25 protein-coding genes are annotated in these 24,188 nt (G+C 58.3%); 19 read left to right on the top strand and 6 right to left on the bottom strand.

The window, feature by feature from the left end; all coding sequences use genetic code 11:
* The first annotated feature begins 117 nt into the window (after window positions 1-117).
* From DS906_RS11450 to selD, 7 genes are read left to right on the top strand one after another with little or no spacing between them, the layout of a single operon-like run.
* Complete coding sequence (locus DS906_RS11450; RefSeq protein WP_113790302.1) at window positions 118-2,988, top strand: monovalent cation/H+ antiporter subunit A; 2,871 nt, start codon at window positions 118-120, stop codon at window positions 2,986-2,988.
* On the top strand, window positions 2,988-3,347 hold the full coding sequence (locus tag DS906_RS11445) for a Na+/H+ antiporter subunit C (protein ID WP_108860216.1): 360 nt from the start codon (window positions 2,988-2,990) through the stop codon (window positions 3,345-3,347). The genes DS906_RS11450 and DS906_RS11445 overlap by 1 nt, the downstream gene beginning before the upstream one ends.
* Window positions 3,344-4,888 carry a monovalent cation/H+ antiporter subunit D gene (locus tag DS906_RS11440; RefSeq protein ID WP_113790301.1) on the top strand — a complete coding sequence of 515 codons (1,545 nt, stop codon included), beginning with the start codon at window positions 3,344-3,346 and terminating at the stop codon, window positions 4,886-4,888. The genes DS906_RS11445 and DS906_RS11440 overlap by 4 nt, the downstream gene beginning before the upstream one ends.
* On the top strand, window positions 4,885-5,385 hold the full coding sequence (locus DS906_RS11435; protein WP_369934673.1) for a Na+/H+ antiporter subunit E: 501 nt from the start codon (window positions 4,885-4,887) through the stop codon (window positions 5,383-5,385). The genes DS906_RS11440 and DS906_RS11435 overlap by 4 nt, the downstream gene beginning before the upstream one ends.
* Window positions 5,382-5,651, top strand: coding sequence for a K+/H+ antiporter subunit F (locus DS906_RS11430; protein WP_113790300.1), 270 nt, complete (start codon window positions 5,382-5,384; stop codon window positions 5,649-5,651). Before DS906_RS11435 ends, DS906_RS11430 begins: the two co-directional genes overlap by 4 nt.
* A 7-nt stretch (window positions 5,652-5,658) precedes the next feature.
* Window positions 5,659-6,045 carry a Na+/H+ antiporter subunit G gene (locus tag DS906_RS11425; protein WP_113790299.1) on the top strand — a complete coding sequence of 129 codons (387 nt, stop codon included), beginning with the start codon at window positions 5,659-5,661 and terminating at the stop codon, window positions 6,043-6,045.
* Between the two features lie 5 nt (window positions 6,046-6,050).
* On the top strand, window positions 6,051-8,210 hold the full coding sequence (gene selD, locus DS906_RS11420; RefSeq protein ID WP_113790298.1) for a selenide, water dikinase SelD: 2,160 nt from the start codon (window positions 6,051-6,053) through the stop codon (window positions 8,208-8,210).
* On the opposite strand, the gene mnmH is transcribed toward selD, so the two are convergent.
* The 3 genes from mnmH to DS906_RS11405 form a co-directional block, all read right to left on the bottom strand.
* On the bottom strand, window positions 8,201-9,253 hold the full coding sequence (mnmH, locus tag DS906_RS11415; RefSeq protein WP_113790297.1) for a tRNA 2-selenouridine(34) synthase MnmH: 1,053 nt from the start codon (window positions 9,251-9,253) through the stop codon (window positions 8,201-8,203). The two genes, selD and mnmH, sit on opposite strands and share 10 nt — an antisense overlap.
* Window positions 9,254-9,295: 42 nt before the next feature.
* Window positions 9,296-9,961: an SOS response-associated peptidase gene (locus DS906_RS11410; RefSeq protein ID WP_113790296.1), complete on the bottom strand. Its 666-nt coding sequence runs from the start codon at window positions 9,959-9,961 to the stop codon at window positions 9,296-9,298.
* A gap of 131 nt (window positions 9,962-10,092) precedes the next feature.
* Window positions 10,093-11,670 carry a bifunctional UDP-sugar hydrolase/5'-nucleotidase gene (locus DS906_RS11405; protein WP_113790295.1) on the bottom strand — a complete coding sequence of 526 codons (1,578 nt, stop codon included), beginning with the start codon at window positions 11,668-11,670 and terminating at the stop codon, window positions 10,093-10,095.
* A 108-nt stretch (window positions 11,671-11,778) separates the two neighbouring features.
* Here DS906_RS11405 and DS906_RS11400 point away from each other — a divergent pair, with 108 nt between their 5' ends.
* From DS906_RS11400 to arsC, 4 genes are read left to right on the top strand one after another with little or no spacing between them, the layout of a single operon-like run.
* Window positions 11,779-12,117 (top strand): DUF952 domain-containing protein, encoded by a 339-nt coding sequence (locus tag DS906_RS11400; protein WP_113790294.1) that lies wholly within the window; start codon window positions 11,779-11,781, stop codon window positions 12,115-12,117.
* Entirely contained in the window at window positions 12,114-12,545 is a 432-nt protein-coding gene (locus DS906_RS11395; RefSeq protein ID WP_113790293.1) for a DUF1330 domain-containing protein, read from the top strand. Before DS906_RS11400 ends, DS906_RS11395 begins: the two co-directional genes overlap by 4 nt.
* Window positions 12,542-13,600 (top strand): quinone-dependent dihydroorotate dehydrogenase, encoded by a 1,059-nt coding sequence (locus tag DS906_RS11390; RefSeq protein WP_113790292.1) that lies wholly within the window; start codon window positions 12,542-12,544, stop codon window positions 13,598-13,600. The genes DS906_RS11395 and DS906_RS11390 overlap by 4 nt, the downstream gene beginning before the upstream one ends.
* Entirely contained in the window at window positions 13,597-13,938 is a 342-nt protein-coding gene (gene arsC / locus DS906_RS11385) for an arsenate reductase (glutaredoxin) (RefSeq protein ID WP_113790291.1), read from the top strand. The genes DS906_RS11390 and arsC overlap by 4 nt, the downstream gene beginning before the upstream one ends.
* Here the strand turns inward: arsC and DS906_RS11380 are convergent.
* From DS906_RS11380 to DS906_RS11370, 3 genes are read right to left on the bottom strand one after another with little or no spacing between them, the layout of a single operon-like run.
* Complete coding sequence (locus DS906_RS11380; protein WP_113790290.1) at window positions 13,935-15,251, bottom strand: MATE family efflux transporter; 1,317 nt, start codon at window positions 15,249-15,251, stop codon at window positions 13,935-13,937. The two genes, arsC and DS906_RS11380, sit on opposite strands and share 4 nt — an antisense overlap.
* A 6-nt stretch (window positions 15,252-15,257) precedes the next feature.
* Window positions 15,258-15,776, bottom strand: a complete 519-nt coding sequence (locus tag DS906_RS11375; RefSeq protein WP_113790289.1) for a PaaI family thioesterase — start codon at window positions 15,774-15,776, stop codon at window positions 15,258-15,260.
* Complete coding sequence (locus DS906_RS11370) at window positions 15,776-16,195, bottom strand: PaaI family thioesterase (protein WP_113790396.1); 420 nt, start codon at window positions 16,193-16,195, stop codon at window positions 15,776-15,778. Before DS906_RS11370 ends, DS906_RS11375 begins: the two co-directional genes overlap by 1 nt.
* 117 nt (window positions 16,196-16,312) lie before the next feature.
* On the opposite strand from DS906_RS11370, the gene DS906_RS11365 reads away from it, so the two are divergent.
* The 8 genes from DS906_RS11365 (at window position 16,313) to DS906_RS11330 (ending at window position 24,144) form a co-directional block, all read left to right on the top strand.
* Window positions 16,313-16,681: a MerR family DNA-binding transcriptional regulator gene (locus tag DS906_RS11365; RefSeq protein ID WP_113790288.1), complete on the top strand. Its 369-nt coding sequence runs from the start codon at window positions 16,313-16,315 to the stop codon at window positions 16,679-16,681.
* Between the two features lie 284 nt (window positions 16,682-16,965).
* The gene (locus DS906_RS11360) at window positions 16,966-17,367 is read left to right on the top strand and encodes a MerR family DNA-binding transcriptional regulator (protein ID WP_058274210.1); all 402 of its coding nucleotides are present in this window, start codon (window positions 16,966-16,968) and stop codon (window positions 17,365-17,367) included.
* Between the two features lie 49 nt (window positions 17,368-17,416).
* Window positions 17,417-19,198 (top strand): acyl-CoA dehydrogenase C-terminal domain-containing protein, encoded by a 1,782-nt coding sequence (locus DS906_RS11355; RefSeq protein WP_113790287.1) that lies wholly within the window; start codon window positions 17,417-17,419, stop codon window positions 19,196-19,198.
* Window positions 19,199-19,252: 54 nt separating this feature from the next.
* Complete coding sequence (locus tag DS906_RS11350) at window positions 19,253-19,465, top strand: hypothetical protein (protein WP_058274212.1); 213 nt, start codon at window positions 19,253-19,255, stop codon at window positions 19,463-19,465.
* A 135-nt stretch (window positions 19,466-19,600) separates the two neighbouring features.
* The gene (locus DS906_RS11345; protein ID WP_113790286.1) at window positions 19,601-20,239 is read left to right on the top strand and encodes a glutathione S-transferase family protein; all 639 of its coding nucleotides are present in this window, start codon (window positions 19,601-19,603) and stop codon (window positions 20,237-20,239) included.
* Between the two features lie 11 nt (window positions 20,240-20,250).
* Window positions 20,251-21,462: an acetyl-CoA C-acetyltransferase gene (locus DS906_RS11340; protein ID WP_113790285.1), complete on the top strand. Its 1,212-nt coding sequence runs from the start codon at window positions 20,251-20,253 to the stop codon at window positions 21,460-21,462.
* Window positions 21,462-21,950, top strand: coding sequence for a cupin domain-containing protein (locus DS906_RS11335; RefSeq protein WP_113790284.1), 489 nt, complete (start codon window positions 21,462-21,464; stop codon window positions 21,948-21,950). The genes DS906_RS11340 and DS906_RS11335 overlap by 1 nt, the downstream gene beginning before the upstream one ends.
* Window positions 21,943-24,144, top strand: a complete 2,202-nt coding sequence (locus DS906_RS11330) for a 3-hydroxyacyl-CoA dehydrogenase NAD-binding domain-containing protein (protein ID WP_113790283.1) — start codon at window positions 21,943-21,945, stop codon at window positions 24,142-24,144. Before DS906_RS11335 ends, DS906_RS11330 begins: the two co-directional genes overlap by 8 nt.
* The last annotated feature ends 44 nt before the right edge of the window (window positions 24,145-24,188 follow it).

Here is a 24,188-nt window from a genome sequence, read left to right as displayed (position 1 = left end):
CAAAAGCCGCAGCCTCGCTGTGTTGGCACGTAGCAAATAAGTTGTATTAGCTGGACAGTAAGAAAATTATCCTTACAAAATCAGTACTACTTGACCGCCCAGAACGGAGTATCGCACTTGTCCCTATTCCTCATCGCGGCCCTTCCTTTTCTCGGCGCTGTCTTTCCAGCCCTTCTGATCAGGGCAGGACGAAATGCAGCTGCTTCTGCTGCTGGGTTGACCACATTTCTGGCGCTGATGGGTCTGCTGATCCACATCCCGTCTGTGATGCGAGGCGATGTTGTGACCGCCCGGTTCGAATGGATACCAGCCCTTGGATTGAACGCAAATTTCATGCTGGATGGCTTGGGATTTTTGTTTGCCTTGTTGATCCTCGGGATCGGGTTACTGATCATCCTCTACGCACGGTTTTACCTGTCGCGCGAGGACCCGATGGGGCAGTTTTACACCTATCTTCTGCTGTTTCAGGGCGCGATGGTCGGGATTGTTCTGTCGGACAACATACTGCTTTTGCTTGTCTTTTGGGAGCTTACATCGCTTAGCTCCTTCCTGTTGATCGGATATTGGAAGCACCTGCCCGAAGGACGTCAAGGCGCGCGGATGGCGCTTGCGGTGACCGGCTCTGGCGGGTTGGCGATGATTGCTGGGATGCTGATCCTGGGCAACATCGTCGGGTCCTATGACCTAAGCGTAATTTTGCAGAACAAAGAGCTGATCCAGGCGTCGCCCTATTACCTGCCCGCGTTGATCCTGATCCTGCTGGGTTGCTTTACCAAGTCGGCGCAATTCCCATTCCATTTCTGGCTGCCCCACGCCATGGCGGCTCCGACACCTGTTTCGGCCTACCTGCACTCGGCCACCATGGTGAAGGCCGGGTTGTTCCTGATGGCACGCATGTGGCCCGTTTTGGCCGGCACCGACGCCTGGTTCTACATTGTTGCCACAACTGGACTTATCACCATGCTGATGGGTGCGGTGATCGCGTTGTTCAAGGATGACCTCAAGGCCCTACTCGCGTTTTCGACCGTGTCGCATCTGGGATTGGTCACCATGTTGCTGGGCTTTGGCACAAAGTTCGCCGCCGTGGCCGCGATCTTTCACATCATCAACCATGCCACGTTCAAGGCAGCCCTGTTCATGACCGCCGGGATAGTGGACCATGAGACCGGCACCCGCGATATCAAGAGGCTGGGTGGTTTACGCCACCTGATGCCAATTACGTTTACGATTGGCACAATCGCTGCCCTGTCGATGGCGGGCATACCACCCCTGAACGGGTTTCTGTCCAAGGAAATGATGCTGGAAGAGACCGTTCACACCACATGGCTGCACTCTCATTATCTTGTGCCGGGTCTGGCATTGTTGGCGGCGCTGTTTTCAGCGGCCTATTCCTTCCGGTTTGTCAGCCATGTGTTCCTGGGTCCGGAACGGCATGATTACCCGGCCCATCCGCATGATCCGCCAGTTGGTCTTTGGTTGGCTCCTGCCTTCCTTGTCGTGCTGGTGGTACTGATCGGGCTGAACTCTGCCGCAATCGTGGGGCCCCTGGTCGCTGTTGTGTCCAGCGCGGTCATTGGCGGTGAGAAGCTGCCGTACTATTCGCTGAAACTGTGGCACGGCTTTACGCCTGCCCTCTATATGTCCGTGGTCGCGACACTGGGCGGTCTGTTCCTGCTTAGCTTGCATCGGCATGAAGAGAAAATCTGGAATGCTCTGCCGCGTCCCGAGGCCAAGGTGATCTTTGACACTGTGATCAGCGTGCTGACAAGACTCAGTCGGTTGATCACCGATACTTTGCACAACGGCGTCCTTAGCCGCTATGCCATCATCATGATCGGCTTCACCCTCGCGCTGGGTTATTATGCCTATACAACCGGAACGATCGGCCCCGAAACGCGAAAGGCGCTGCCCATTCAGATCATCCCGCTTATCGGATGGATCTGCCTTGTGGGTGCAACGCTGGCGATTATGTGGTTCCACCGCAATCGCCTGTTGTCGTTGGTACTGATTGGTGTTGTCGGCCTGATCGTTTCTATGGCCTTCAACTATCTGTCCGCCCCGGATCTGGCGCTGACGCAGATCTCGGTCGAAGTGGTCACGATGATCCTGCTGCTGCTGTCACTGAATTTCCTGCCCACGGATACGCCCTGGGACAGCAGCGCCGCACGACGCTGGCGCGACGCGGCTATTTCAGTCGTGGCGGGCATTGGTTCAGGCGCGTTGATCTATGCGCTGCTGCTGCGGGATTTTGCCTTTCCGACGATTTCCGAATTCCATCTGGCGAATTCGTACAAAGGTGGTGGCGGCACCAATGTGGTCAACGTCATCCTCGTGGACTTCAGGGGCTTTGATACCTTTGGCGAAATCATCGTTCTGGGCATTGCCGCGCTGATCATCTTTGCCCTGACCGAGGCTGTTTTGGGCACCAATGTCCGCAGCTACCTGCTGAACCGGAAACCGCATTGGCCGCAATCGGGGGACTCGCATCCGTTGATGATGGTGGTCGTGACTCGGATGATGATGCCCATCGCGCTGATGGTCGGGGCCTATATCTTTTTCCGCGGCCACAATCAGCCGGGCGGAGGCTTCATTGCTGGCCTTGTCGTCGCAATCGCCTTCCTGATGCAATACATGGCCAGCGGCTATACCTGGGCAATCGAACGCCAGAGGTTCTACTACCATGGCTCTATCGGCTGGGGCGTGCTGATTGCCGCGGCCACGGGTCTGGGTGCCTGGTTTAACGATCGTCCGTTCCTGACCAGCGATTTTGGCTATATTCACTGGCCACCGCTGGAAGAGTTCGAATGGGCCACCGCCATCCTGTTCGACACCGGCGTTTTCCTTGCTGTTCTTGGGGCGGTGATGCTGGCGCTGGACAGCCTGTCCCGATTTGCGTGGCAACCGGGTATGGCGCAGGAATTCCCGATGGATATCAACCCATTGCGCGATAATCAGCCGCAAGAAGAAGAAAACAAGGAGCAGGTCTGATGGAAGCGCTCGTAGCCTCTGCCGTTGGCGTCATGACTGCTGCTGGGATATTCCTGATCCTGCGCCGCCGGACCTTCCCTGTCATTCTGGGCCTGTCTCTGCTGACTTACGCCGTGAACGTGTTCCTGTTCGCTACGGGCCGGTTGGCTTTGGACGCGCCAGCCGTTTTGAACAAATACAAAGAGGTACCCTATACCGATCCGCTGCCGCAGGCTTTGGTGCTAACGGCCATCGTGATCTCGTTCGGGATGACCGCGGTGATCGTGATGATCGCGCTCAGCGCCTACCTGTCCTCGAAGGATGACCATATCGACATGAACGCCCATGACAGCGTTGACGCGCCGGGAGAAGACGCATGAACCATTGGATCGTTGCGCCAATCGTCCTGCCCGCGATCCTGGCCCCGTTCATCATCATGGTCCTGCGCTTTCACCTGGACCTGCAACGCATCTTTTCGGTCGCTGGGGTGGTGGCCCTTATTGGTATTGCCCTGACCATCACCGCACAGGCCGCAGGTGGCGATATTCAGGTCTATGAACTGGGTAACTGGCCCGCGCCCTTTGGTATCGTTCTGGTGCTGGACCGGCTATCGGCCATGATGGTGCTTTTGACTGCGCTGTTGGCATTGCCGATCGTGCTTTATGCTATCGCCTCTGGCTGGGACGACCGGGGTAAACATTTTCACGCCCTGTTCCACTTTCAACTGATGGGCGTCTGTGGCGCATTCCTGACCGGCGATGCCTTTAACCTGTTCGTGTTCTTTGAAGTTCTGCTGATCGCCTCCTATGGCCTGATGACGCATGGGGGCGGTTCAGTACGGCTGAAGGCTGGCGTGCAGTATGTGGCCTATAACCTGCTTGGTTCCACCCTGTTCTTGTTTGCTCTGGGCACGCTTTATGCGGTGACCGGAACGTTGAACATGGCAGACATGGCGGTGCGGGTGGCCGAGTTGCCAGCGGACGACACCGCCTTGCTGCGTGTCGGTGCGGTTTTGCTGCTGCTGGTATTCTGCATCAAGGCTGCCGTGCTACCGCTACACTTTTGGCTGCCCGCCAGCTATGCCAGCGCGCCTCTGCCGGTCGCTGCTTTGTTTGCGATCATGACTAAAGTCGGCGCCTACTCGATCCTGCGAATGTACACGCTGGGTTTCGGCCCTGAGGTAGAGGCAACGCAGGGTCTTGTCGGCGCATGGCTGCAACCTGCCGCCTTGGTGACGCTGGCCGTTGGCGCCATCGGTATTCTAGGCGCGCAGCATATTGCGCGTATGGTTGCGTTCTGTGCCATCACCTCGATGGGAACGTTGCTCATTGCGATCTCGCTGTTTACTGAGACGGCCACAGCAGCCGCGCTGTATTACGTCTATCATTCGACGCTTGCCACAGCGCTCATGTTCCTAGTCGCTGACCTAGTGATGGAGCGCAGAGGCGGGGCGATTGTCCCAACCGCGCCTATGCCGCAATCCGGTCTGATCTCGGCCCTGTTCTTCGTGGGTGCCATTGCGCTGGCGGGTATGCCACCGCTGTCGGGCTTTGTCGGCAAGCTGCTGGTCCTGGATGCCGCACGTGACGCGCCGGATGCAAATGCGATCTGGGCCGTGATCCTGATCGGTTCTTTTGTCACCATCGTCGGCCTTGCTCGGGCGGGCTCGTTGATTTTCTGGAAAAGTCATGATGCCCAGTACAACACCGAAACAGACCCGGACAACGAAGAAGAAGCTGCACCGGCACCCGCGCCCGAGCCGAACCCCGGCCTTGCCTTCACGGCCGTGTTCGCGATGGCGATAGGCCTCGTGCTGCTGACCCTGTTTGCGGGACCTGCGCTGGAGTATACCGCTAAGACGGCTGAACAATTGTTCACACCCGAGAACTACATCGCAGCCGTATTGGGAGGCGACACATGATCAGATTTCTGCACCGGATTTTCCCGCACCCGCATCTGACGTTCCTGCTGACCATTGTTTGGGTCCTGCTGGCCAATAACATGACCCTGAACTCTCTGGTTTTTGGCCTGATCTTGGGGATCATCATCCCGTTTATCACGCAGCCCTACTGGCCCGACCGCCCTAAGCTGCGCAACTGGCCAATGGTCGTCGAGTACATTCTGGTCGTGCTGTGGGACATCGTGATCGCCAACATCACCGTCGCCCGGATCATCCTGTTCAAACGCGACGCAGATCGTCAGCCGGCCTGGATCAGTGTGCCTCTGGAATTGCGCACGCCCGAGGCGATCACAGTGCTGGCGGGTACAATCACCATGACCCCCGGAACCGTCAGCAGCGATCTGTCCGCACAAGGGCATAACCTGCTGGTGCATTGTCTGGATGCGCCCGACCCTGACGCCGTGCGCGATCAGATCAAAAGCCGCTACGAACGTCGCCTGAAGGAGATATTCGAATGATCGTCTACGCAATCTGGTTTGCTTTTGCCTGCTTCGGAACGGCCATCATGATGTGTCTGTGGCGTATCATCACGGCGGACGGCGTCGGCACCCGCGTTCTGGCACTGGATACGATGGTCATCAACACGATCGCGCTGTTGATCCTTTATGGCCTGAGTCTAGGAACAGAGGTCTTCTTTGAATCGGCCATGATTATTGCAATGCTGGGTTTTGTCTCAACGGTTGCCTACGCGCGCTTTATGCTGCGCGGCAATATTATTGAGTGAGGGCGGAATGGGTTTCATCTTCGAAATATTGATCGCCTTCTTCCTGGTCATCTCAGGCATCTTCGGCTTTGTCGGGTCCTACGGCATGATCAAGCTGAAAGACCCGATGTCCCGCCTGCACGCCCCCACCAAGGCGACGACCCTGGGCGTGGGTGGCGTGTTGCTGGCATCGATCTGCCACTCGGTTCTGATCGAACAGCACCTGTCGCTGCACGAGCTTCTGATCACATTGTTCCTGTTCCTGACCGCGCCGATCACAGCCCTGTTCATTGCCAAATGGCACATTCACCGTCATGAAAAGCCCAGCGATCTGCCAGATGCGGGCGAGGACGAACTTTGGGCCACGCACGCGGTTGAGCAAGTCGAAGACGTCCCTGATCACAGCAAGTCCTGAGTTTGATGCACCACCCACCGCTGCCCCTAACCCGCGATCTGGTTCTAATCGGCGGCGGTCACACTCATGCATTGTTGCTGCGCAAGTGGGGCATGAACCCCCTGCCCGGCGCGCGAGTGACGGTAATCAACCCCGGCCCCACCGCGCCATATTCGGGAATGCTACCGGGCTTTGTCGCCGGGCACTACGCACGTCAGGACTTGAACATAGATCTGGTCAAACTGGCCCGCTTTGCCGGCGCGCGGATCATTCTGGGCGCGGTTTCCGGCATCGACCCAGACCGGCACGAGGTTCATGTGCCAGACCGTCCCCCGGTGGCGTTTGATATAGCATCGGTCAATGTCGGAATTACATCGGACATGCCCGCCCTGCCCGGCTTTGACCAACATGCCGTTCCGGCCAAACCGCTGGGTCCGTTTGCTGCCAGATGGGCAGAATACCTGGAAGGATCAGATGACGCCACGGCCGCGGTGATCGGCGGCGGGGTGGCCGGGGCCGAGCTTATCATGGCTATGGCCTTTGCCTTGCGCACCAAGGGGCGCACCGCGCACCTGACCCTGATTGACAACGCACATGCCTTGACGGCGACCCATCCGAAGTCCGAGCAGACCATTCGCAAAGCGATGGCTGATCTGGGCATCGAAGTGATCGAACAGGCATCTGTTTCGCACATCGCTCAGGATCATGTCGCGTTGCGGGATGGCCGCCAAATCCCGGCCAGCTTTGTGACCGGTGCAGCCGGTGCAAAACCGTATGACTGGATCGCGCATACAGAGCTGGATCTTCAGGACGGCTTCATCCGCGTCGACGCGCAGTTGCAATCCAGCGACCCTGCCATTTTTGCGGCGGGTGACTGCGCACATCTGACTGAAAACCCCCGCCCCAAAGCTGGAGTTTACGCGGTGCGCGAAGCCCCCATACTATTCCAAAACCTAAGGGCCGCCTTAGGGTCAGATGCCATGCGGCGGTATGAGCCACAAAAAGATTACCTCAAGCTGATTTCATTAGGCGGCAAGTCTGCACTGGGAGAACGGCTGGGGACCTCGTTCAGCGGGCCGTTGATGTGGAAATGGAAAAACCACATCGACCAGAGTTTTATGGACAAGTTTCGCAACCTGCCGCAGATGAAGCGTCCGTCCTTGCCCCGCCATCACGCGGCCGGTTTGACCGAGGCCTTGGGCGACAAACCCATGTGCGGGGGCTGCGGTGCCAAGGTTGGGCGAGGCGCGTTGCAATCCGCGCTTGCCGATCTGCCCGCCCCTGTTCGTGCGGACGTGAAACCACTGCCCGGCGATGATGCCGCCCTGTTGCAGACCGGGGGTACCCGTCAGGTCATGACCTCGGACCATCTGCGCAGCTTCGTGGACGATCCCGCCTTGATGACGCGCATTGCAGCGGTTCACGCGCTCGGGGATATCTGGGCCATGGGGGCCAAACCGCAGGCCGCCACAGCGACGATCATCCTACCCCGCATGTCGCCAACCCTTCAGCATCGCACCATGGCCGAGATCATGGCCACGGCCAGCGACGTCATCCGTGACGCCGGGGCCGAGATTGTCGGCGGCCACAGCTCGATGGGTGACGAGATGACGATAGGGTTCACCCTGACGGGCCTGTGCGACGCCGACCCGATCACACTATCCGGCGCCAAACCCGGTGATGCTTTGATCCTGACCAAATCATTGGGCAGCGGCGTTCTGATGGCGGCAGAGATGGCGGGCGCAGCAAAGGGCGAATGGGTTGCGGCGGCCCTTGCGCATATGGTGCAACCACAAGGCAGGGCTTCGGAAATACTGGCAGATGCACATGCGATGACCGATGTAACGGGATTTGGTCTGGCTGGGCACCTGTTGGGCATGACCGAGGCCTCGGGTTGCGGTGCCACCCTGGATCTGGAGGCAGTTCCGTTAATGGATGGTGCGCGGGAACTGGCCGCGCAGGGCATCCGGTCAACCTTATTCGAAGACAATCGAGCGATTACGCCCGAATTACCGACGGGCGGCAAAGTCGACCTGCTGTATGATCCTCAGACTGCCGGAGGCTTACTGGCCGCGGCACCAGCAGATCAAGGACAGATAATCTGCGAAGCTTTGCGCGAAGTGGGGTATCCTGCCGTAATCATTGGGCACATGACCGATGGACCCGGGCTTCGGATTCAAACCTGACCCAGGATGGCTTCGATCTGCGCTGCTGTTGCAGACAAGCCAGCATGATCCAGCGCCGACGCATGGATATTCGCGATAACGTCTGAACTGCGCACTCGGGCAGACTTGGCATATGCAGGATCATAGTGCTGCTCGATCAACGCCTGAGTCAGTGCGCGTTTGTCGCCAGCGTCAATCAGGTCCAGCCAACCGTCCACCACGTCATGCCCGCGGTGAATCCGCAGCGGCGAAAGGCAATCGCGCAGGCGATCATGATCCGACAAAACGTCATCATAGGCGGACACCAGATAGTTCGAACGCGCCTGAATGGACGCTGTGATCTGAATGCGTGGGGCTTGGCGCAAGGCCGCCCAAAGCGTCGGCGGCAGGATCAGAGTCCCGATTTTTGACGACTCCGCCTCGACCACCGCGGGGCGCGACAGGTCCAGACGGCATAGCGCAGCCGACAGGGCGGACTCGAACGCTTTTTGACTGGGTTGGCCGCCGGGCATCTCACCCAGCAAGGACCCACGGTGGTTGGCCAACCCCTCCAGGTCCACAACCTGAACGCCGCGAGTCGCAAGATGCACTAATAGTTCGGTCTTCGCCGTGCCGGTATATCCGTCCAGCGCAATCAGGTGATGCGGCAGCGGGTCATCATAGAGATACCGTTTCACCAAGCGGCGATAGCTGCGATAGCCACCCTCGACCACTTCGGCCCGCCAGCCGATCTGTTGTAGCATCCATGTGAACGAACCCGATCTTTGCCCACCGCGCCAGCAATACACCAGAGGTCGCCATGCTCCTTCATGATGGGACAGGCTGTTCTCGATGTGATTGGCCGCATTCCGAAACACCAGCGCGGCCCCCAGTTTGCGCGCCAGAAAGGGGCTTTCCTGAACATAGATTGTGCCGACACGGGCGCGTTCTTCGTTGTCGAGAACAGGCAGGCTGATGGCGCCGGGAAGGTGGTCTTCGTCAAATTCCGCCGGGCTGCGCACGTCGATCACCGTGTCGAATTCATGCGCATATAGATCGGGCAAACTGTCGAATTTCAGAACCATGTCAGAGGTCTATCCCGCAAAGCCGTGAATGAAAAGGCAGGGCTAAGTTTCGATCGGTTCAATCAATTCCGGCCCGCTTGCGCGGTTCGAATTCACGGTCGGGCTGACGCGTCGATAGCCGAGGACATCTTCGTCCCCTGGCTGCATCAGACGCGCGGCCCCTTTTCCGGCCTCCCCCAGCCACAGCGGCCAGTCATCGGGTTCCAGAATCAAAGGCATGCGATGATGGATCGCGCTGAGGTGGCGATTGGCCTTCGTCGTGACGATGGCGCAGGTGCCCTGCCGCGCATCTTCAGGCCCCCAATCCTGCCAAACACCGGCAAAGGCAATCGGTGCGTTGTCCTGACGGAAAATGTACCACGGCAACCGGTCGCCTTGTTCCGTCTTGGTCCATTCATAGAACCCCGTCGCGGCGATCAGGCAACGGCGTTCGCGGCACGCGGCGCGAAAGGCGGGTTTTTCGGCAAGCGTTTCCGCCCGCGCGTTGATCAACAGAGGTCCTGCGTTTTCCGCCTTGTACCAATGGGGCAAAAACCCCCAGCGCAGCGGATCAAGCGTGCGCCCGGTTTGCCCCGCGCGCACCACATGCACCTGATTGGTGGGGCACACATTGAAATTCGGCACTGCGGGCAATGTATTGGCTGGACGCGCCGCAAAAAGCTGCGCCATCGCATCGTTGGGAAGCGTTACAGCAAACCGTCCACACATGCGCCTTAGCTCCGGGTTTTATGTCACCTGTCCGCAAGATGGCCCAGCCTGTCCGCCGTTGGCAAGCCGAGTTTGGGCATGAAAAAAGGCCGCGTCAAACGCGGCCTTTTGGGGTGTTTGTCGAAGCAAGATTACTTCTGCTTGATCCGCCCATCCAGATAGGGCGTGTAAGGCGCGTTTTCGGCCAGGTATTCCGCCGTTACATCAGCAAGATCGGGTCCAAAGTCATAGGCGTTCTTGTCGTCGCCCTCGAACATCTTATAGCCGTCACCGCCATTGCGGACGTAGTTGTTGGTGACCACAAGATAAGTCGCGGCCGGATCGATGGGAACAAACCCGTCTCCGTCGGCAACCATGACCTCAGCGATACGCCCTTCGTTCGGCGTAACGGCCGGGTCCCAAGTGAAGGTCAGACCTGCAACCTGCGGAAAGCGGCCTTTGACCTCTTCCACCTGGCTGACGCCGTTTTCCAGCGCATCGATGACGCCCTGGCCACTGATCTCAAAGGTCGAGAGCGTGTTCTGGAACGGCAGCACGGTCAGTACTTCGCCCATGGTCACGTCGCCCGGATCAATCGAAGCCCGCAGACCGCCCGAGTTGGCAATCGCGATCTTGACGCCCTGATCAGCAACTCTTGCCAACATTGCGTCGGCCACAAGGTTGCCCATCTGGCATTCCTGAACACGGCAAATAGCACGGTCGCCTTCGATAGCATCGGCAGAGTTTGCAACCACCTTGTTGCGGATTTCATCCAACGGCACGGCTAGCTCGGCAATACGATCCAGAGCGGCCTGATCCTCGGTGACTGTGTTGTCCATGATCAGCGGCTCGCCAGCGGCCTCGACCACGTTGCCGTCATCGTCAAAGGTCACATTCAGCTCGCCCAGAAATTTACCGTAGGCATAGGCCTGAACAATCTGCACACCGTTTACCACGGTCGGATACGGACCTGCGGCCTTGTCCGACGTGTTCGACAGATAGGTGTTCGAGTGGCCACCTACGATCACGTCAACTCCGGTGGTTTCCTGCGCGACGCGCTGATCCACACCATAGCCCGAGTGGCTGAGAACTATGATCTTGTTGACGCCTTCACCTGTCAACTTGTCGACTTCGGCCTGAACCGCAGGCACCGGGTCCGAGAACGAGATATTCGGACCGGGCGAGGCAAGCTCATCAGTGTCGATAGGTGTCAGGCCGATCAGGCCGATCTTTTCGCCGCCAACTTCGATCACGGTCGATTTCTTGATCTTGTCGGTCAGCAACTCTTCGTCCGCAATATCCGCATTGGACATTAGAACCGGGAAATCGACCGAGTCGATAAAGCCGCGCAGAACCTCGGGGCCGTCGTCGAATTCGTGGTTACCCACCGTCATCGCGTTGTAGCCCAGTTTGTTCATGAACTCAGCCGCGACTTTGCCCTTGTAATAGGTATAGAACAGCGATCCCTGGAACTGGTCGCCACCATCAACCAGGATCGAGTTCTCAGCACGTGCGCGTGCATCAGTTACCGCCGTGACCAGACGCGCAGACCCACCGAAACACTTGCCTTCGGCGCTGTCTTCATCACCGCAACCGCTGTCGTATTTGTTGATCGGCTCAAAACGCGAGTGGAAATCGTTGGTGTGCAGAATCGTCAGTTTGTACTCGGCAAATGCCATGCCTGCGGTCAGGCTGAGCGCGGCGGCAGATGTCAAAAGACGGGTGAGCATAGTTTAACTCCCTATTGTTAATTGCGGAGATGTTGCGACGCGAAACGCCGAGAGTCAAAGGGGGAAATCCGGCTTGATTCTACCCGTGGCCCGGTGCATCACGACCGCATGCTGATTTACAAAATTTTTCGGGCCGATGAATGGGCCACGTTACAGGCGCAAGGCGCATCAGACGGGGCACCGATTGATGTCTCTGACGGATATGTTCATTTCTCGACCGCCAAGCAGGCCGCAGAAACAGCTGCCAAACACTTTGCCGGTGTCGAAGGGCTGACCCTGCTGGCATGTGACGCTAATGCGATGGGCGACGACCTCAAATGGGAGGTTTCACGCGGTGGCGCGCTTTTCCCGCATCTTTATCGGCAGATCAAAATGACCGATGTTGTCTGGTCGCGCGCCCTGCCCTTTGATGGAATCGCTCACCAGTTTCCCAAGGATATGGAATGACCAATTTTGTCGATCCAGACCGCGCCCAGTTTGAGGCCTTCAAAGACCTTGATCGGGACCACCCGATCGAGATGCTGAACTTGGTGAAGTTCCGCGACGCTGCTGAGTATCCTGCGGGGCACAGTCTCGCGGATGTCGGGCTGACCGGCGCGCAGGCTTACGGCAAGTACGGCTCGGAAACCGCGCCGATCATAGCGCGCCTTGGCGCTTCAATCCTGTGGCGCGGCGTGTTTCAGACGACACTGATCGGCCCGCAGGACGAAGACTGGGACGCAGTGTTCATCGTCCGCTATCCCACTGCGAATGCGTTTCTGGAAATGGTGACGGACCCGGTTTACCAAAAGGCTGTGGTGCACCGCCAAGCCGCCGTCGAAACCTCGCGCCTAATACGATGCGCCCCTACCTGTGGCGGAGAGGCATTCGGATGAAACTGACTGAAAAACTGGGGCTAGCAGCCCTGCACCGCTTGGATCCTGAGGCAGCCCACGGATTATCGATCAAGGCGCTAAAGGCCGGATTGGGCCCTGCGCCGGGTCCGGTGACGTCCACTCGATTGCGCACCGAAGTGGCGGGATTGGACCTGCCGAATCCCGTTGGTCTGGCCGCAGGATTCGACAAGAATGGTGAGGTTCTTGCGCCTCTGTCCCGCGCGGGGTTCGGGTTTATCGAGGTCGGTGCCGTGACCCCGCGCCCGCAGCCCGGCAACCCGAAACCACGTCTGTTCCGCCTGACCCAGGACATGGCCGCCATCAACCGGTTCGGGTTCAACAACGAAGGCATGGAGGTCATGGCCCGCCGTCTCACCAACCGTCCGAAGGACGCCGTGATTGGTCTGAACCTTGGCGCGAACAAGGACAGCGATGACCGCCCCGGCGATTTCGCCAAAGTCCTGGCCCATTGCGCCGCGCATCTGGATTTTGCCACGGTCAACGTCTCATCCCCGAATACGGAAAAGCTGCGTGATCTTCAGGGCAAGGCAGCCCTGAGTGCTTTGCTAAGCGGCGTGATTGAGACGCGCAACGCACTGCCCCGCCCCTTGCCAATCTTCCTGAAGATTGCTCCGGATTTGACCGAAGGCGAATTGCAAGACATCGCCGATGTGGCCCGAGAAACCGGCGTGGATGCGGTGATTGCCACCAACACCACCCTATCACGCGATGGTCTGCGCAGTGCACATAAGGGTGAAGCAGGCGGCCTGTCCGGCGCACCTTTGTTCCAGAAATCGACCCGCGTTCTGGCACGTCTCAGCCAATTGACCGACGGGAAAATCCCGTTGATTGGCGTTGGCGGGATCGGGACGGCAAAGCAGGCTTACGCCAAGATTTGCGCCGGGGCATCGGCTGTGCAGTTCTATACGGCCATGGTCTATGGCGGCATTTCACTGGCCGCAGAAATAGCCGAAGGTCTGGATGACCTACTGGCGCAAGACGGGTTCACATCCGTCGCACAGGCCGTTGGCAGCAAAAGAGAGGACTGGCTGTGATTGAATATTGGCATAACCCGCGCTGTTCAAAATCCCGCGCCGGTCTGGCATTGCTGGAGGAAAAAGGCGCGGCTGTCGAGATTCGCAAATATCTGGAGGATGCGCCGTCGTCTGATGAGCTGCGCGCGGTGTTGTCCCAATTGGGAATTCCGGCCATCGAGATGATGCGGACAGGCGAAAAGCGGTTCAAGGAACTGGGCCTGTCAAAAACAACGCCCGATGATGACCTGATCCAGGCTATGGCGGAAAACCCCATCCTGATCGAGCGTCCTCTGGCCATTGCCGGCGACAAGGCCGCGATTGGTCGTCCGCCCGAAAACCTGCTGTCGCTGCTTTAAGCGATCTGCGCTTCCAGCTTAGGGTAACGCCATCCCAACGTGACCCCGCGCACGATGTTCAGGACCATCAGCGCGGCCCAAAGCCCATGGTTACCGAACGTCGGCACCAACAGGAACAGGGCCACCACATAGATCGCGACGGACTGGATCATCGCCTGCCGCATGGCGCGGGTCCAGGTCGCCCCGATATAGATGCCGTCGAACATCCAGCTGGCCACGCCGATCACCGGCGCAAGGGCCGCCCAGAGCAGGAACTCGCGCGCTGCAATCCGCACTTCGGGTGAGGTTGACATCAGATCAATCAGGGATGGTCCGGTCAGAAAAAACACAAGACCCAGGGCAAACGCACCTCCGACGCCCCATTGCGACGCCATGATCGACGCGCGCCGTACCTGGGCGCGATCACGTGCACCGACCGCACTGCCCACCAGCGCCTCGGCTGAGAAGGCGAATCCGTCCAAGGCAAAGGCCGTGATCTCAAGAAATTGCAGCAGCACCTGATTTGCCGCCAGATTGACGTCCCCCAGATCTGAACCAACAAACAAAAAAGTGGTAAACGCACCGGTCAAAAGCACCGAACGCACCATGATGTCGCCGTTCACCTGCATCATTCGGCGCAAACGCGCAGGGTCGAAAATCCTGGGCCAGTCGCGCCACTGATTTCCAGCGAAAGCGTCGTGGCACAACCAGAGACCAAGCGCCAATCCGGTCCATTCGGCGATCAGCGTCGCGATGGCGACACCTTCGACACCCCAGCCAAGACCAAGAACAAACCAGAGATCCAGAACGATGTTCAGGCCGTTCATCCAGATCTGCAAAACGAACACACCCTTGGTGCGCTCGACCGCGATCAGCCAACCTGTCACGGCATAAAGCGCAATCGTAGCCGGGGCACCCCAGATACGGATCTCCAGATAGGCGCGGGTCAGCGACTCGACCTCTGGACTGGCTGGCGACAGGGCGAACGCCCCCCAAAACAACCAGACTTGCGTCAGGATAAAGAACAGGCCCGCCGCGCCGCCCAACAATAGCCCGCGCATCAGCAAGGCACCGGTTTCTGCCGTGTCCCCTGCGCCGCGCGCCTGAGCGGCAAGACCGGTTGTTCCCATACGCAGGAACCCGAACACCCAGTAGATGGTGGCTAGAATAACGGCTCCCATGCCGACAGCGCCTATCGGGGCTGCCTGCCCCAACTGCCCTACAACACCGGTATCCACCGCCCCCAGAATTGGGACCGTTGCATTGGACAATACGATCGGTGCTGCAATCCTGAGCACCCGCTTATGCGTAATGGGTGCCGAAGCGTCCTGCATGGCGCATTATTTTCCGTCTACGTTGGGCTGTGGCATCAGGAAATGCCCCGAAGCCTGTGCAAAGAGCTTCGCGTGATTGTCCTGCCAGGCCTCGACCCGGACAGAGGCATAGCGACGCCCGGCCCGACTGATGAACGCGCGCGCATAGGCATCACGCGGCAGGCCTGACCGCAGATAGTCGACGGTGAAATCTACAGTTTTCGGAAAACGTACCTTTTCATAGTCAGCGATATCACTGGCATTCAGTTCCCCGCTTTCGATCTTGGGCAGCAAGAACTCCCAACTCAGCGTGATAACGGCCGTGACTTCTAGAAACGCCGCCGTGACGCCGCCGTGCAATGCGGGCAGTAACGGGTTGCCGATCAGTTTCTGGTCGAAGTTCAACACGCTAGTCAGTTCATCACCGCGGCGATCAAAGCCGATGTCGAGGAACCGGATGTAAGGCACACCATCGACAATCGCGTTCAACGCCGCATCCCGGCGTTGTTTTACGACCTGGACGGGTTCGGGGCGAGTACGCGCCATTACAGACCCTCCACCGTGAATGACCCTGCCGCTGTGGCCACGGGAAGACCTTCGTCTTCATCCATCGCCGTCGCGCGCACAAAGGCGACGTTCCGTGTGATATGGTAGCATGTCGCCTGGGTCGTTATCGTCTGTCCCGGTGTCGCCGCCCGCATATAGTCGATCCTCAGATCAATTGTCGCCGTACCGCCGGGAGCCGACGGATGGCTCATGACGGCGGCACCACAACAGGTATCCAAAGCCGCGAAAACAGCTCCACCATGAATCACCCCGGTGCGCGGATCGCCAACAAGTTCTTTGCTGTACGGCATTGTAATACCCGCTTCGCCATTTCCGATTGAGGTCAGCTTCAGACCCAACGCCCTTGCATGCGGGATCGCCTCGATGAACTGGCGCGCAATTGCGGCTTTGTCGACCATGTACTTGAATCCGTTCTTTTGGTTTATCCCTTTATGAGCCCGTGTCCGCCAAAAGAGCAAGCCCGCCGGTTGCGCTTGCCGCTGACAGAACATAGGCTGCGCCAGAGGAGATCAGGAATGTCCGACAACCGTTTGTCATTCAAAGAGATGTGCGCCGAGTACGATGTGACTCCACGTACCCTGCGCTACTATGAATACATCGAATTGCTGCAACCCGATCGGGAAGGCAGGTCGCGATTTTATGGTCCGCGGGAATGCGCACGCATGACTTTGATCCTGCGCGGCCGCAAATATGGGTTTTCACTGGAAGATATCCGGCAGTGGCTGCTGATCTATGAAAATGAGGGTAACGAGATCCAAATGCGTGCTTTTGTCGACGTCGCCGATAAGCAGATCGTCGAATTGAACCAGCAAAAGCAGCAATTGGACGAGGCAATTGATGCCCTGACCGAGATGCGCGATCAGACGGCCAAATCGCTAAAGTGATTCCGGCGGCGCACCGTCGCGCACCTAAGAAATCGAAAAGACATACGCATACTCCGGGGGTGTTTTAAGGCGCGCCAGGTCGCTCTGTGGGTATTGGCGTCCTCAAATTCCGTTACGTTAAACCTGAAAAAGTCAGAAATCCGCGACTTGACGCGCGGGGCAGTTACGTAAACTTATTTTGTGACGCTGCGTTCACATTACGTGAACGTCACCTACGTGTTGTAACGTGCGCATCGACTGCGCAACTGACTTTCATAGACGCCAGTGACGAGAGTGCTGAAACCATGACCGAAGATCTGATGACCATCCGCGAAATGTGCGAGACATATGATGTCACGCCCCGCACGTTGCGGTTTTACGAGGCCAAAGAGCTTTTGTTTCCGATCCGCGAAGGTCAGAAACGGCTGTTCACCAAAAGTGATCGTGCCCGCCTGAAACTGATCCTGCGCGGCAAGCGCTTTGGATTCAGCCTGGAAGAAATTCGCCAACTTCTGGACCTTTACCATGTCGGCGACCAACAGATGACTCAGATATCGCGCACCTATGAAATTGCGTGCGAGCGTCTGGAAGACATGGAAGCGCGCCGTGAGGAACTGACCCAGGCGATCGACGATCTGAAAGAACAGTTGCGCTGGGGCGAGAAAGTCATCGCCTCGGTTAAACAAGACAAAAAGGCTGCCGAGTAACCCCCTCGCCTGCCTACCACCCGGACATATGAATTAAAGGGAGCTTCACATGCCCGTCTACAACGCGCCAACCAAAGATATGCAGTTCATTCTGCACAATGTTCTGAACATCTCGGACTCCGACGTTCCGGGGTACAGCGAGCTTGAAGCCGAATTCACCGGCGCTGTTCTGGAAGAAGCAGGCAAAGTTGCCACCAACGTTCTGCACCCGCTGAACGTGGTCGGTGACACCGAAGGATGCCGTTTGGAAAACGGTGTGGTTTATACGCCCACGGGCTTCAAAGACGCGTTTGAGCAGGTCAAAGAAGGCGGCTGGACTGGTCTGGATATGCCCGAGGAATACGGCGGCCAGAATATGCCATACGTCCTGGGCACCGCCGTCGGTGAGATGTTCTCGGCTGCGAACCAGGCATTCGTGATGTATCAGGGCCTGACGCACGGCGCGGCGTCAGCGATCCTGGCGCACGGAACCGACGAACAGAAAGACAAATACCTGCCCAATATGGTCAGCTGCGAATGGACCGGCACCATGAACCTGACGGAACCGCATTGCGGCACCGATCTGGGCCTGATGCGCACCAAGGCGGAACCGCAGGGCGACGGCAGCTATAAGATTTCGGGCCAAAAGATATTTATCTCGTCCGGCGATCACGACATGGCTGACAACATCATCCACCTGGTGTTGGCCAAGATCCCCGGCGGCCCCGAAGGCATCAAGGGCGTCTCCCTGTTCATCGTGCCCAAGTTCATCGTCAATGAAGATGGTACGCCGGGCGAGCGTAACGGTGTCTCGGTCGGCAAGATCGAAGAGAAGATGGGTATCCACGGCAACTCGACCTGCGTCATGAACTATGACGAAGCCACCGGCTGGCTGCTGGGCGAAGAGCACAAAGGCATGCGTGCCATGTTCACCATGATGAACGAAGCGCGCCTGGGTGTGGGCATGCAGGGTCTGTCGCAGGCCGAAGCCGCCTACCAGAATGCTGTAGAATACGCCAAGGACCGCCTGCAGGGCCGTGACGTGACTGGTGTAAAGAACCCGGACGGCCCCGCCGATCCGCTGATCGTGCACCCGGATATCCGCCGCAACCTTATGGATCAGAAAAGCTTTACCGAGGGCGCGCGCGCGTTCATCCTGTGGGGGGCGACTATGATCGACAAAGCACACCGGTCAAATGACAAGGACGCGGATGGGCTAATTTCGCTGCTCACGCCGGTCATCAAAGGCTTTCTGACCGATCAGGGCTATGACATGACCGTTCAGGCACAGCAGGTCTATGGCGGCCATGGCTACATCGAAGAATGGGGCATGTCGCAATACACCCGCGACGCTCGTATCGCAATGATCTACGAAGGTGCAAACGGGGTTCAGGCGCTGGATCTGGTCGGTCGTAAGCTGGCGCAAGACGGCGGTAAGCACGTCATGGCGTTCTTCGACATGGTCAAGACATTCTGCAAAGAAAACGGCGGTAAAGACGAAGCCTATGACAAGGCCTTCATCGAACCGCTGAAGGCTGCGTCCAAGGATCTGCAGTCTGCGGGAATGTACTTCATGCAGGAAGGCATGAAGAACCCGAACAATGCTCTGTCCGGTTCTTATGACTTCATGCACATGTTCGGACATGTCTGCCTGGGCCTGATGTGGGCGCAGATGGCCAAAGCCGCGCAAGATGCGCTGGATGGCGGCGCGTCGGACAAAGAGTTCTATGAGACCAAGATCAACACCGGGCGCTTCTACATGGCGCGCCGCTTGCCTGCTACAGGCATGCATCTGGCACGCATCCAGACGGGCGCGGACACGGTCATGGCTCTGGGCGCGGCGAACTTCTGATCTCAGTCTGGGTCCGGGTGATATTGCCCGGACCCAGCTTACCGGAGGAACCACATGCCAAAGCGTTTTCGACTAACCCGCCGCTTTCCCGTCGCAATGACCGAAGACGGGTATCGCAAGCTAAAAGCGTTCGCGCGTGATGCTGGATTGGACGAAGGAGAGGCGCTGTCGTTTCTATTCGAGAATTTCAACAGCGTGATCAACGAGGACAACCTGACCCATCGCCTGCGTATCTTCAATTCCGAGTTGGATGACCGCAAGCGTTAAACACTACAACCAGCTTCACTCTGGTGGGCGTGTTTTCAGCAAGACAATGCCATTTGGCGCTCTGCCAAGCGGATCGTCTTTCTCGAAATACGCGAGTTTCGACTTCGCACCGTACGCCTTGGGAGGGGCGATCGCATGACAATCGAACTTCATTGCTTCGGAGAAAGCGGAAACAGCTACAAGGCTGCCTTGGCCCTGGAAATGTCCGGGCTGGACTGGGAACCGGTTTTTGTAGACTTCTTCAAAGGCGTGACACGTACTCCCGAATACCGCGCCGAAGTCAATGAAATGGGCGAAGCGCCCGTGCTGGTCGATGGCGATTTCCGGACCAGCCAATCGGGCGCCATTCAGGCCTATGTGACCGAGATTTCCGGCAAGTTCGGCGGCAAGAACCGGGATGAGAACTATGACATTCTGCGCTGGGTGCTGTGGGACAATCACAAGCTCAGCTCAATGGCTGGCTTGACCCGTTTCCTGATCAACTTCTTGCCGGAACAACATCAAAATCCTGATGTTATTGCCTTCAATCAAGGTCGCCTCAAAGCGGCTTATGACGTTCTGAACGCTCATCTTGAAGGTCGCGATTGGATTGTTGGTGATGACGTCACGAATGCCGATCTCAGCTGCTGCAGCTATCTGTATTACCCTGAACCATTCGGCTTTGACCGCGCCGACTGGCCCCATATCGACGCCTGGCTGACCCGCTTGTCGGAACAGCCAGGCTGGAAACACCCCTATGACCTGATGCCCGGCAAACCGTCGGATCGAGCTTAAGGAGAGACCCCATGACCGAAGCTTATATTTATGACGCCCTGCGCACCCCGCGCGGTAAGGGCCGCAAGGATGGCAGCCTGCACGAGGTAACCTCGGTACGCCTGTCCGCCCTGACCCTGAATGCGATGAAAGAGCGCAACAATCTGGAGGGCCACGCCGTTGAGGACGTGATCTGGGGCAATGTCACGCAGGTGATGGAACAAGGCGGCTGTCTGGCACGCTCGGCTGTTCTGGCCTCGGACCTGGACCAGTCGATCCCCGGTCTGGCGATCAACCGTTTCTGTGCGTCCGGCATGGAGGCGGTGAACCTGGCGGCAAACCAGGTCAAGGGCGGCGCGGGCCAAGCGTACATCGCAGGTGGCGTGGAAATGATGGGCCGCGTGGCCATGGGCAGTGACGGCGCGGCAATTGCCGTTGACCCCTCGCTGGCGATGGACACCTATTTCGTGCCGCAGGGTATCTCGGCCGACATTATTGCAACCGAGTATGGCTTTAGCCGTGATGACGCTGACGCGTTGGCGATGGAATCGCAGCGCCGAGCCGCGGAAGCATGGGCAGACAACCGTTTTGAAAAATCGGTTATCACCATCAAGGATCAGAACGGCCTGACCATTCTGGACCGCGACGAATACATGCGCCCCGGCACTGACATGCAAAGCCTTGGTGGCCTGAACCCGGCCTTCCAGATGATGGGCGAACAGATGCCCGGCTTTGATAAGGTGGCGATGCTGAAATACCCGCATCTGGAAAAGATCAACCACATCCACCACGCGGGCAACAGCTCGGGCATCGTGGACGGTGCTGCCGCGGTTCTGATTGGCAACAAGGAATTTGGTGAGAAATATGGTCTGAAGCCGCGCGCCCGCATCATGGCGACCGCCAAGATTGGTACCGATCCGACCATCATGCTGACCGGCCCGGTTCCGGTGACCGAGAAAATTCTGGCCGACAACGGAATGAAAATCAGCGATCTGGACCTGTTCGAAGTGAACGAAGCTTTTGCCTCAGTTGTTTTGCGGTTCCAGCAGGCGTTTGATGTCGATCCCGGTTTGGTCAACGTCAACGGCGGCTCGATCGCTATGGGTCACCCACTGGGCGCAACCGGCGCGATGATCATCGGCACTCTGCTGGACGAGTTGGAGCGGCAGGACAAGGAAACCGGTCTGGCAACGCTCTGCATTGCATCCGGCATGGGTGCGGCAACAATCATCGAGCGCGTCTGATGCCCAAGCTGGATCTCTCTCAGATCCCGTTTCTGGGCGGCTCGTCCTATCCCGGCAAACTGGCTGAGGCGACCACGGGTCGCTTCGTCCAGCGTGTGGGCGATGCGGGCGGATTGTCCCAATACGGGGTCAACATCGTGCGGCTTGAACCGCAGGGCCTGTCCTCACTGCGCCACTACCACATGGAGCAGGACGAGTTTGCCATCATGCTCAGCGGCACCTGCGTGTTGGTCGATGACGATGGCGAGCATGAGATGCAGCCCGGCGATTGCGCCACTTGGCCAGCAGGTGAGGCCAACGGCCATCACCTTGTGAACAAAGCCGATGCGCCCGCGACCTTTCTGGTGGTGGGCACGCGGACCCCGACAGAAACCGCGTATTACAGCGACTTAGACATGATGGTGAAGGATGATGAGAACGGATTCTCCTTCACCCGCAAAGATGGCAGCCCGCTGACGGCTGACCAGATTGGAGATGACAATGACTGATTTCACTCTGAGCAAAGACGCAGACGGCGTCGCCACTGTTACATGGGACGTGCCCGGGAAAACCATGAACGTGATGTCCTTTGACGGGCTGGCGCAGCTGAGCGATCAGATCGATCAGGCGCTGGCCGATGATGAAGTCAAAGGCATCATCATCACTTCGGGCAAGGAAGGCTCGTTCGCTGGCGGCATGGATCTGAATTTGCTGGCCGTGATGAAAGAGCGAGCAGGCGACAACCCAGCCAAAGGTCTGTTCGAAGGCACGATGGATATGCACGCGCTGCTGCGCAAGATCGAGTTGGCGGGCATGGACCCCAAGACCAAGAAAGGTGGAAAGCCGATTGCCACCGTTCTTCCGGGCACCGCTGCGGGCATCGGTATGGAACTGCCGCTGTCCACGCATCGCATCTTTGCAGCCGAGAACCCCAAAGCGAAATACGGCCTGCCCGAGATCATGGTCGGCATCTTCCCCGGCGCTGGTGGCACCACCCGGATGGTCCGCAAGGTTGGCGCGATTGCGGCGGCACCGCTGTTGCTGGAAGGCAAGATGCTGGACGTCAAGAAAGCCAAGGGCGCTGGCTATATCGACGAGATCGCAGCCGACCCAATGGCCGCAGCCAAGGAATGGGTGCTGAACGCCAAGGACGCGGATATCGTCAAACCCTGGGATGCCAAGGGCTACAAGATGCCCGGCGGTGCCCCCTACCACCCTGCCGGTTTCATGAACTTTGTCGGCGCATCGGCGATGGTGAACGGCAAAACCCAAGGCGCCTTCCCTGCGGCTAAGGCTCTGCTGAGCGCGGTTTACGAAGGCGCGCTGGTCGATTTCGACACCGCGCTAAAGATCGAAGCGCGCTGGTTTACGTCTGTTTTGATGAACCCGTCTTCGGGCGCAATGATCCGTTCGCTTTTCCTGAACAAGGAAGCGCTGGAAAAAGGTGCTGTTCGCCCCGCAGGCGTGCCCGATCAGCGGGTCAAGAAGATCGGCGTTCTGGGCGCGGGCATGATGGGTGCCGGTATCGCGCTGGTCTCGGCTCAGGCCGGTATGGAAGTGGTTCTGATCGACCGCGACCAAGAGGCGGCGGATAAAGGCAAGGCCTACACCGAGAGCTACCTGGACAAGGGTATGAAGCGCGGCAAGGTCACCGCTGAGAAGAAAGAGGCCATGCTGGCCCGCATCACCGCTACACCGGATCTGGACAATCTCAAGGGCTGCGACCTGATCATCGAAGCGGTGTTTGAAGACGTCGGCGTAAAGGCCGAGATGACCAAGAAGGTCGAGGCGATCATCCCTGAGGATTGCATCTTTGCTTCGAACACCTCGACCCTGCCGATCAGCGATCTAGCCAAGGCGAGCGTGCGTCCGGATCAGTTCATCGGCATCCACTTCTTCTCGCCGGTCGAGAAGATGTTCCTGGTCGAGATCATCAAGGGCAAAGAAACCGGTGATCGCGCGGTGGCCAAGGCGCTGGACTATGTCCGCCAGATCCGCAAGACGCCGATCGTGGTCAACGATGCACGCTTCTTCTACGCAAACCGTTGCATCATTCCATACATCAACGAAGGTTTGCGCATGATCACCGAGGGCGTCAGCCCTGTGCTGATTGACAACGCCGCGCGTCAGTTGGGCTTTCCCGTTGGGCCAATCCAGCTGAACGATGAAACCTCGATTGATCTGGGTGCCAAGATTGCTCGCGCCACCAAAGCTGCGATGGGCGATGCCTATCCGGAAAGCCCTGGCGATGATCTGATCTTCTGGATGGAGGAAGAGGGTCGCCTGGGCCGCAAAGCAAACGCGGGCTTCTTTGACTATGACGAAAAGGGCAAGCGCACCGAGTACTGGAGGGGTCTGCAGGAGAAATACCCGCATGCCGAGGACCAGCCTGACCTGATCGAAGTGCAGGAACGACTGATGTTCGCGCAGGTTCTGGAAGCGGTCCGCGCGCTGGAAGAAGGCGTTCTGGAGGACATCCGCGAAGGCGACGTGGGCGCAATCCTTGGCTGGGGCTTTGCACCTTGGTCGGGTGGTCCGCTCAGCTGGCTGGATATCATTGGCACGCCCTACGCCGCCGAGCGTTGCGACCAGTTGACGGCACAGTATGGCGAACGCTTCGCCTGCCCGCCGCTGCTGCGTGAGATGGCTGAGAAAGGCCAGAGCTTCTATGGTCGCTTTGACCCCGAAGCAAAAGCTGCCTAAAAAATTGACGCTGGTGCGGGTTACCGCGCCAGCGCCATACTTTA

The sequence above is a fragment of the Ruegeria sp. A3M17 genome (assembly GCF_003318255.1).
In the GTDB taxonomy this organism is placed as follows: domain Bacteria; phylum Pseudomonadota; class Alphaproteobacteria; order Rhodobacterales; family Rhodobacteraceae; genus Ruegeria.
This window is presented reverse-complemented; position numbering and strand designations above follow the sequence as displayed.

Coding starts and splice junctions, on each gene's coding strand:
- DS906_RS11390 (WP_113790292.1), top strand. CDS start 12,542: ATGAAACTGACTGAAAAACTGGGGCTAGCAGCCCTGCACCGCTTGGAT.
- DS906_RS11435 (WP_369934673.1), top strand. CDS start 4,885: ATGATCAGATTTCTGCACCGGATTTTCCCGCACCCGCATCTGACGTTC.
- DS906_RS11400 (WP_113790294.1), top strand. CDS start 11,779: ATGCTGATTTACAAAATTTTTCGGGCCGATGAATGGGCCACGTTACAG.
- DS906_RS11355 (WP_113790287.1), top strand. CDS start 17,417: ATGCCCGTCTACAACGCGCCAACCAAAGATATGCAGTTCATTCTGCAC.
- DS906_RS11410 (WP_113790296.1), bottom strand. CDS start 9,961: ATGTGTGGACGGTTTGCTGTAACGCTTCCCAACGATGCGATGGCGCAG.
- DS906_RS11425 (WP_113790299.1), top strand. CDS start 5,659: ATGGGTTTCATCTTCGAAATATTGATCGCCTTCTTCCTGGTCATCTCA.
- DS906_RS11335 (WP_113790284.1), top strand. CDS start 21,462: ATGCCCAAGCTGGATCTCTCTCAGATCCCGTTTCTGGGCGGCTCGTCC.
- DS906_RS11395 (WP_113790293.1), top strand. CDS start 12,114: ATGACCAATTTTGTCGATCCAGACCGCGCCCAGTTTGAGGCCTTCAAA.
- DS906_RS11430 (WP_113790300.1), top strand. CDS start 5,382: ATGATCGTCTACGCAATCTGGTTTGCTTTTGCCTGCTTCGGAACGGCC.
- DS906_RS11370 (WP_113790396.1), bottom strand. CDS start 16,195: ATGGTCGACAAAGCCGCAATTGCGCGCCAGTTCATCGAGGCGATCCCG.
- DS906_RS11380 (WP_113790290.1), bottom strand. CDS start 15,251: ATGCAGGACGCTTCGGCACCCATTACGCATAAGCGGGTGCTCAGGATT.
- DS906_RS11445 (WP_108860216.1), top strand. CDS start 2,988: ATGGAAGCGCTCGTAGCCTCTGCCGTTGGCGTCATGACTGCTGCTGGG.
- mnmH (WP_113790297.1), bottom strand. CDS start 9,253: ATGGTTCTGAAATTCGACAGTTTGCCCGATCTATATGCGCATGAATTC.
- DS906_RS11440 (WP_113790301.1), top strand. CDS start 3,344: ATGAACCATTGGATCGTTGCGCCAATCGTCCTGCCCGCGATCCTGGCC.
- DS906_RS11345 (WP_113790286.1), top strand. CDS start 19,601: ATGACAATCGAACTTCATTGCTTCGGAGAAAGCGGAAACAGCTACAAG.
- DS906_RS11360 (WP_058274210.1), top strand. CDS start 16,966: ATGACCGAAGATCTGATGACCATCCGCGAAATGTGCGAGACATATGAT.
- DS906_RS11375 (WP_113790289.1), bottom strand. CDS start 15,776: ATGGCGCGTACTCGCCCCGAACCCGTCCAGGTCGTAAAACAACGCCGG.
- DS906_RS11340 (WP_113790285.1), top strand. CDS start 20,251: ATGACCGAAGCTTATATTTATGACGCCCTGCGCACCCCGCGCGGTAAG.
- DS906_RS11365 (WP_113790288.1), top strand. CDS start 16,313: ATGTCCGACAACCGTTTGTCATTCAAAGAGATGTGCGCCGAGTACGAT.
- DS906_RS11405 (WP_113790295.1), bottom strand. CDS start 11,670: ATGCTCACCCGTCTTTTGACATCTGCCGCCGCGCTCAGCCTGACCGCA.
- selD (WP_113790298.1), top strand. CDS start 6,051: ATGCACCACCCACCGCTGCCCCTAACCCGCGATCTGGTTCTAATCGGC.
- DS906_RS11330 (WP_113790283.1), top strand. CDS start 21,943: ATGACTGATTTCACTCTGAGCAAAGACGCAGACGGCGTCGCCACTGTT.
- DS906_RS11350 (WP_058274212.1), top strand. CDS start 19,253: ATGCCAAAGCGTTTTCGACTAACCCGCCGCTTTCCCGTCGCAATGACC.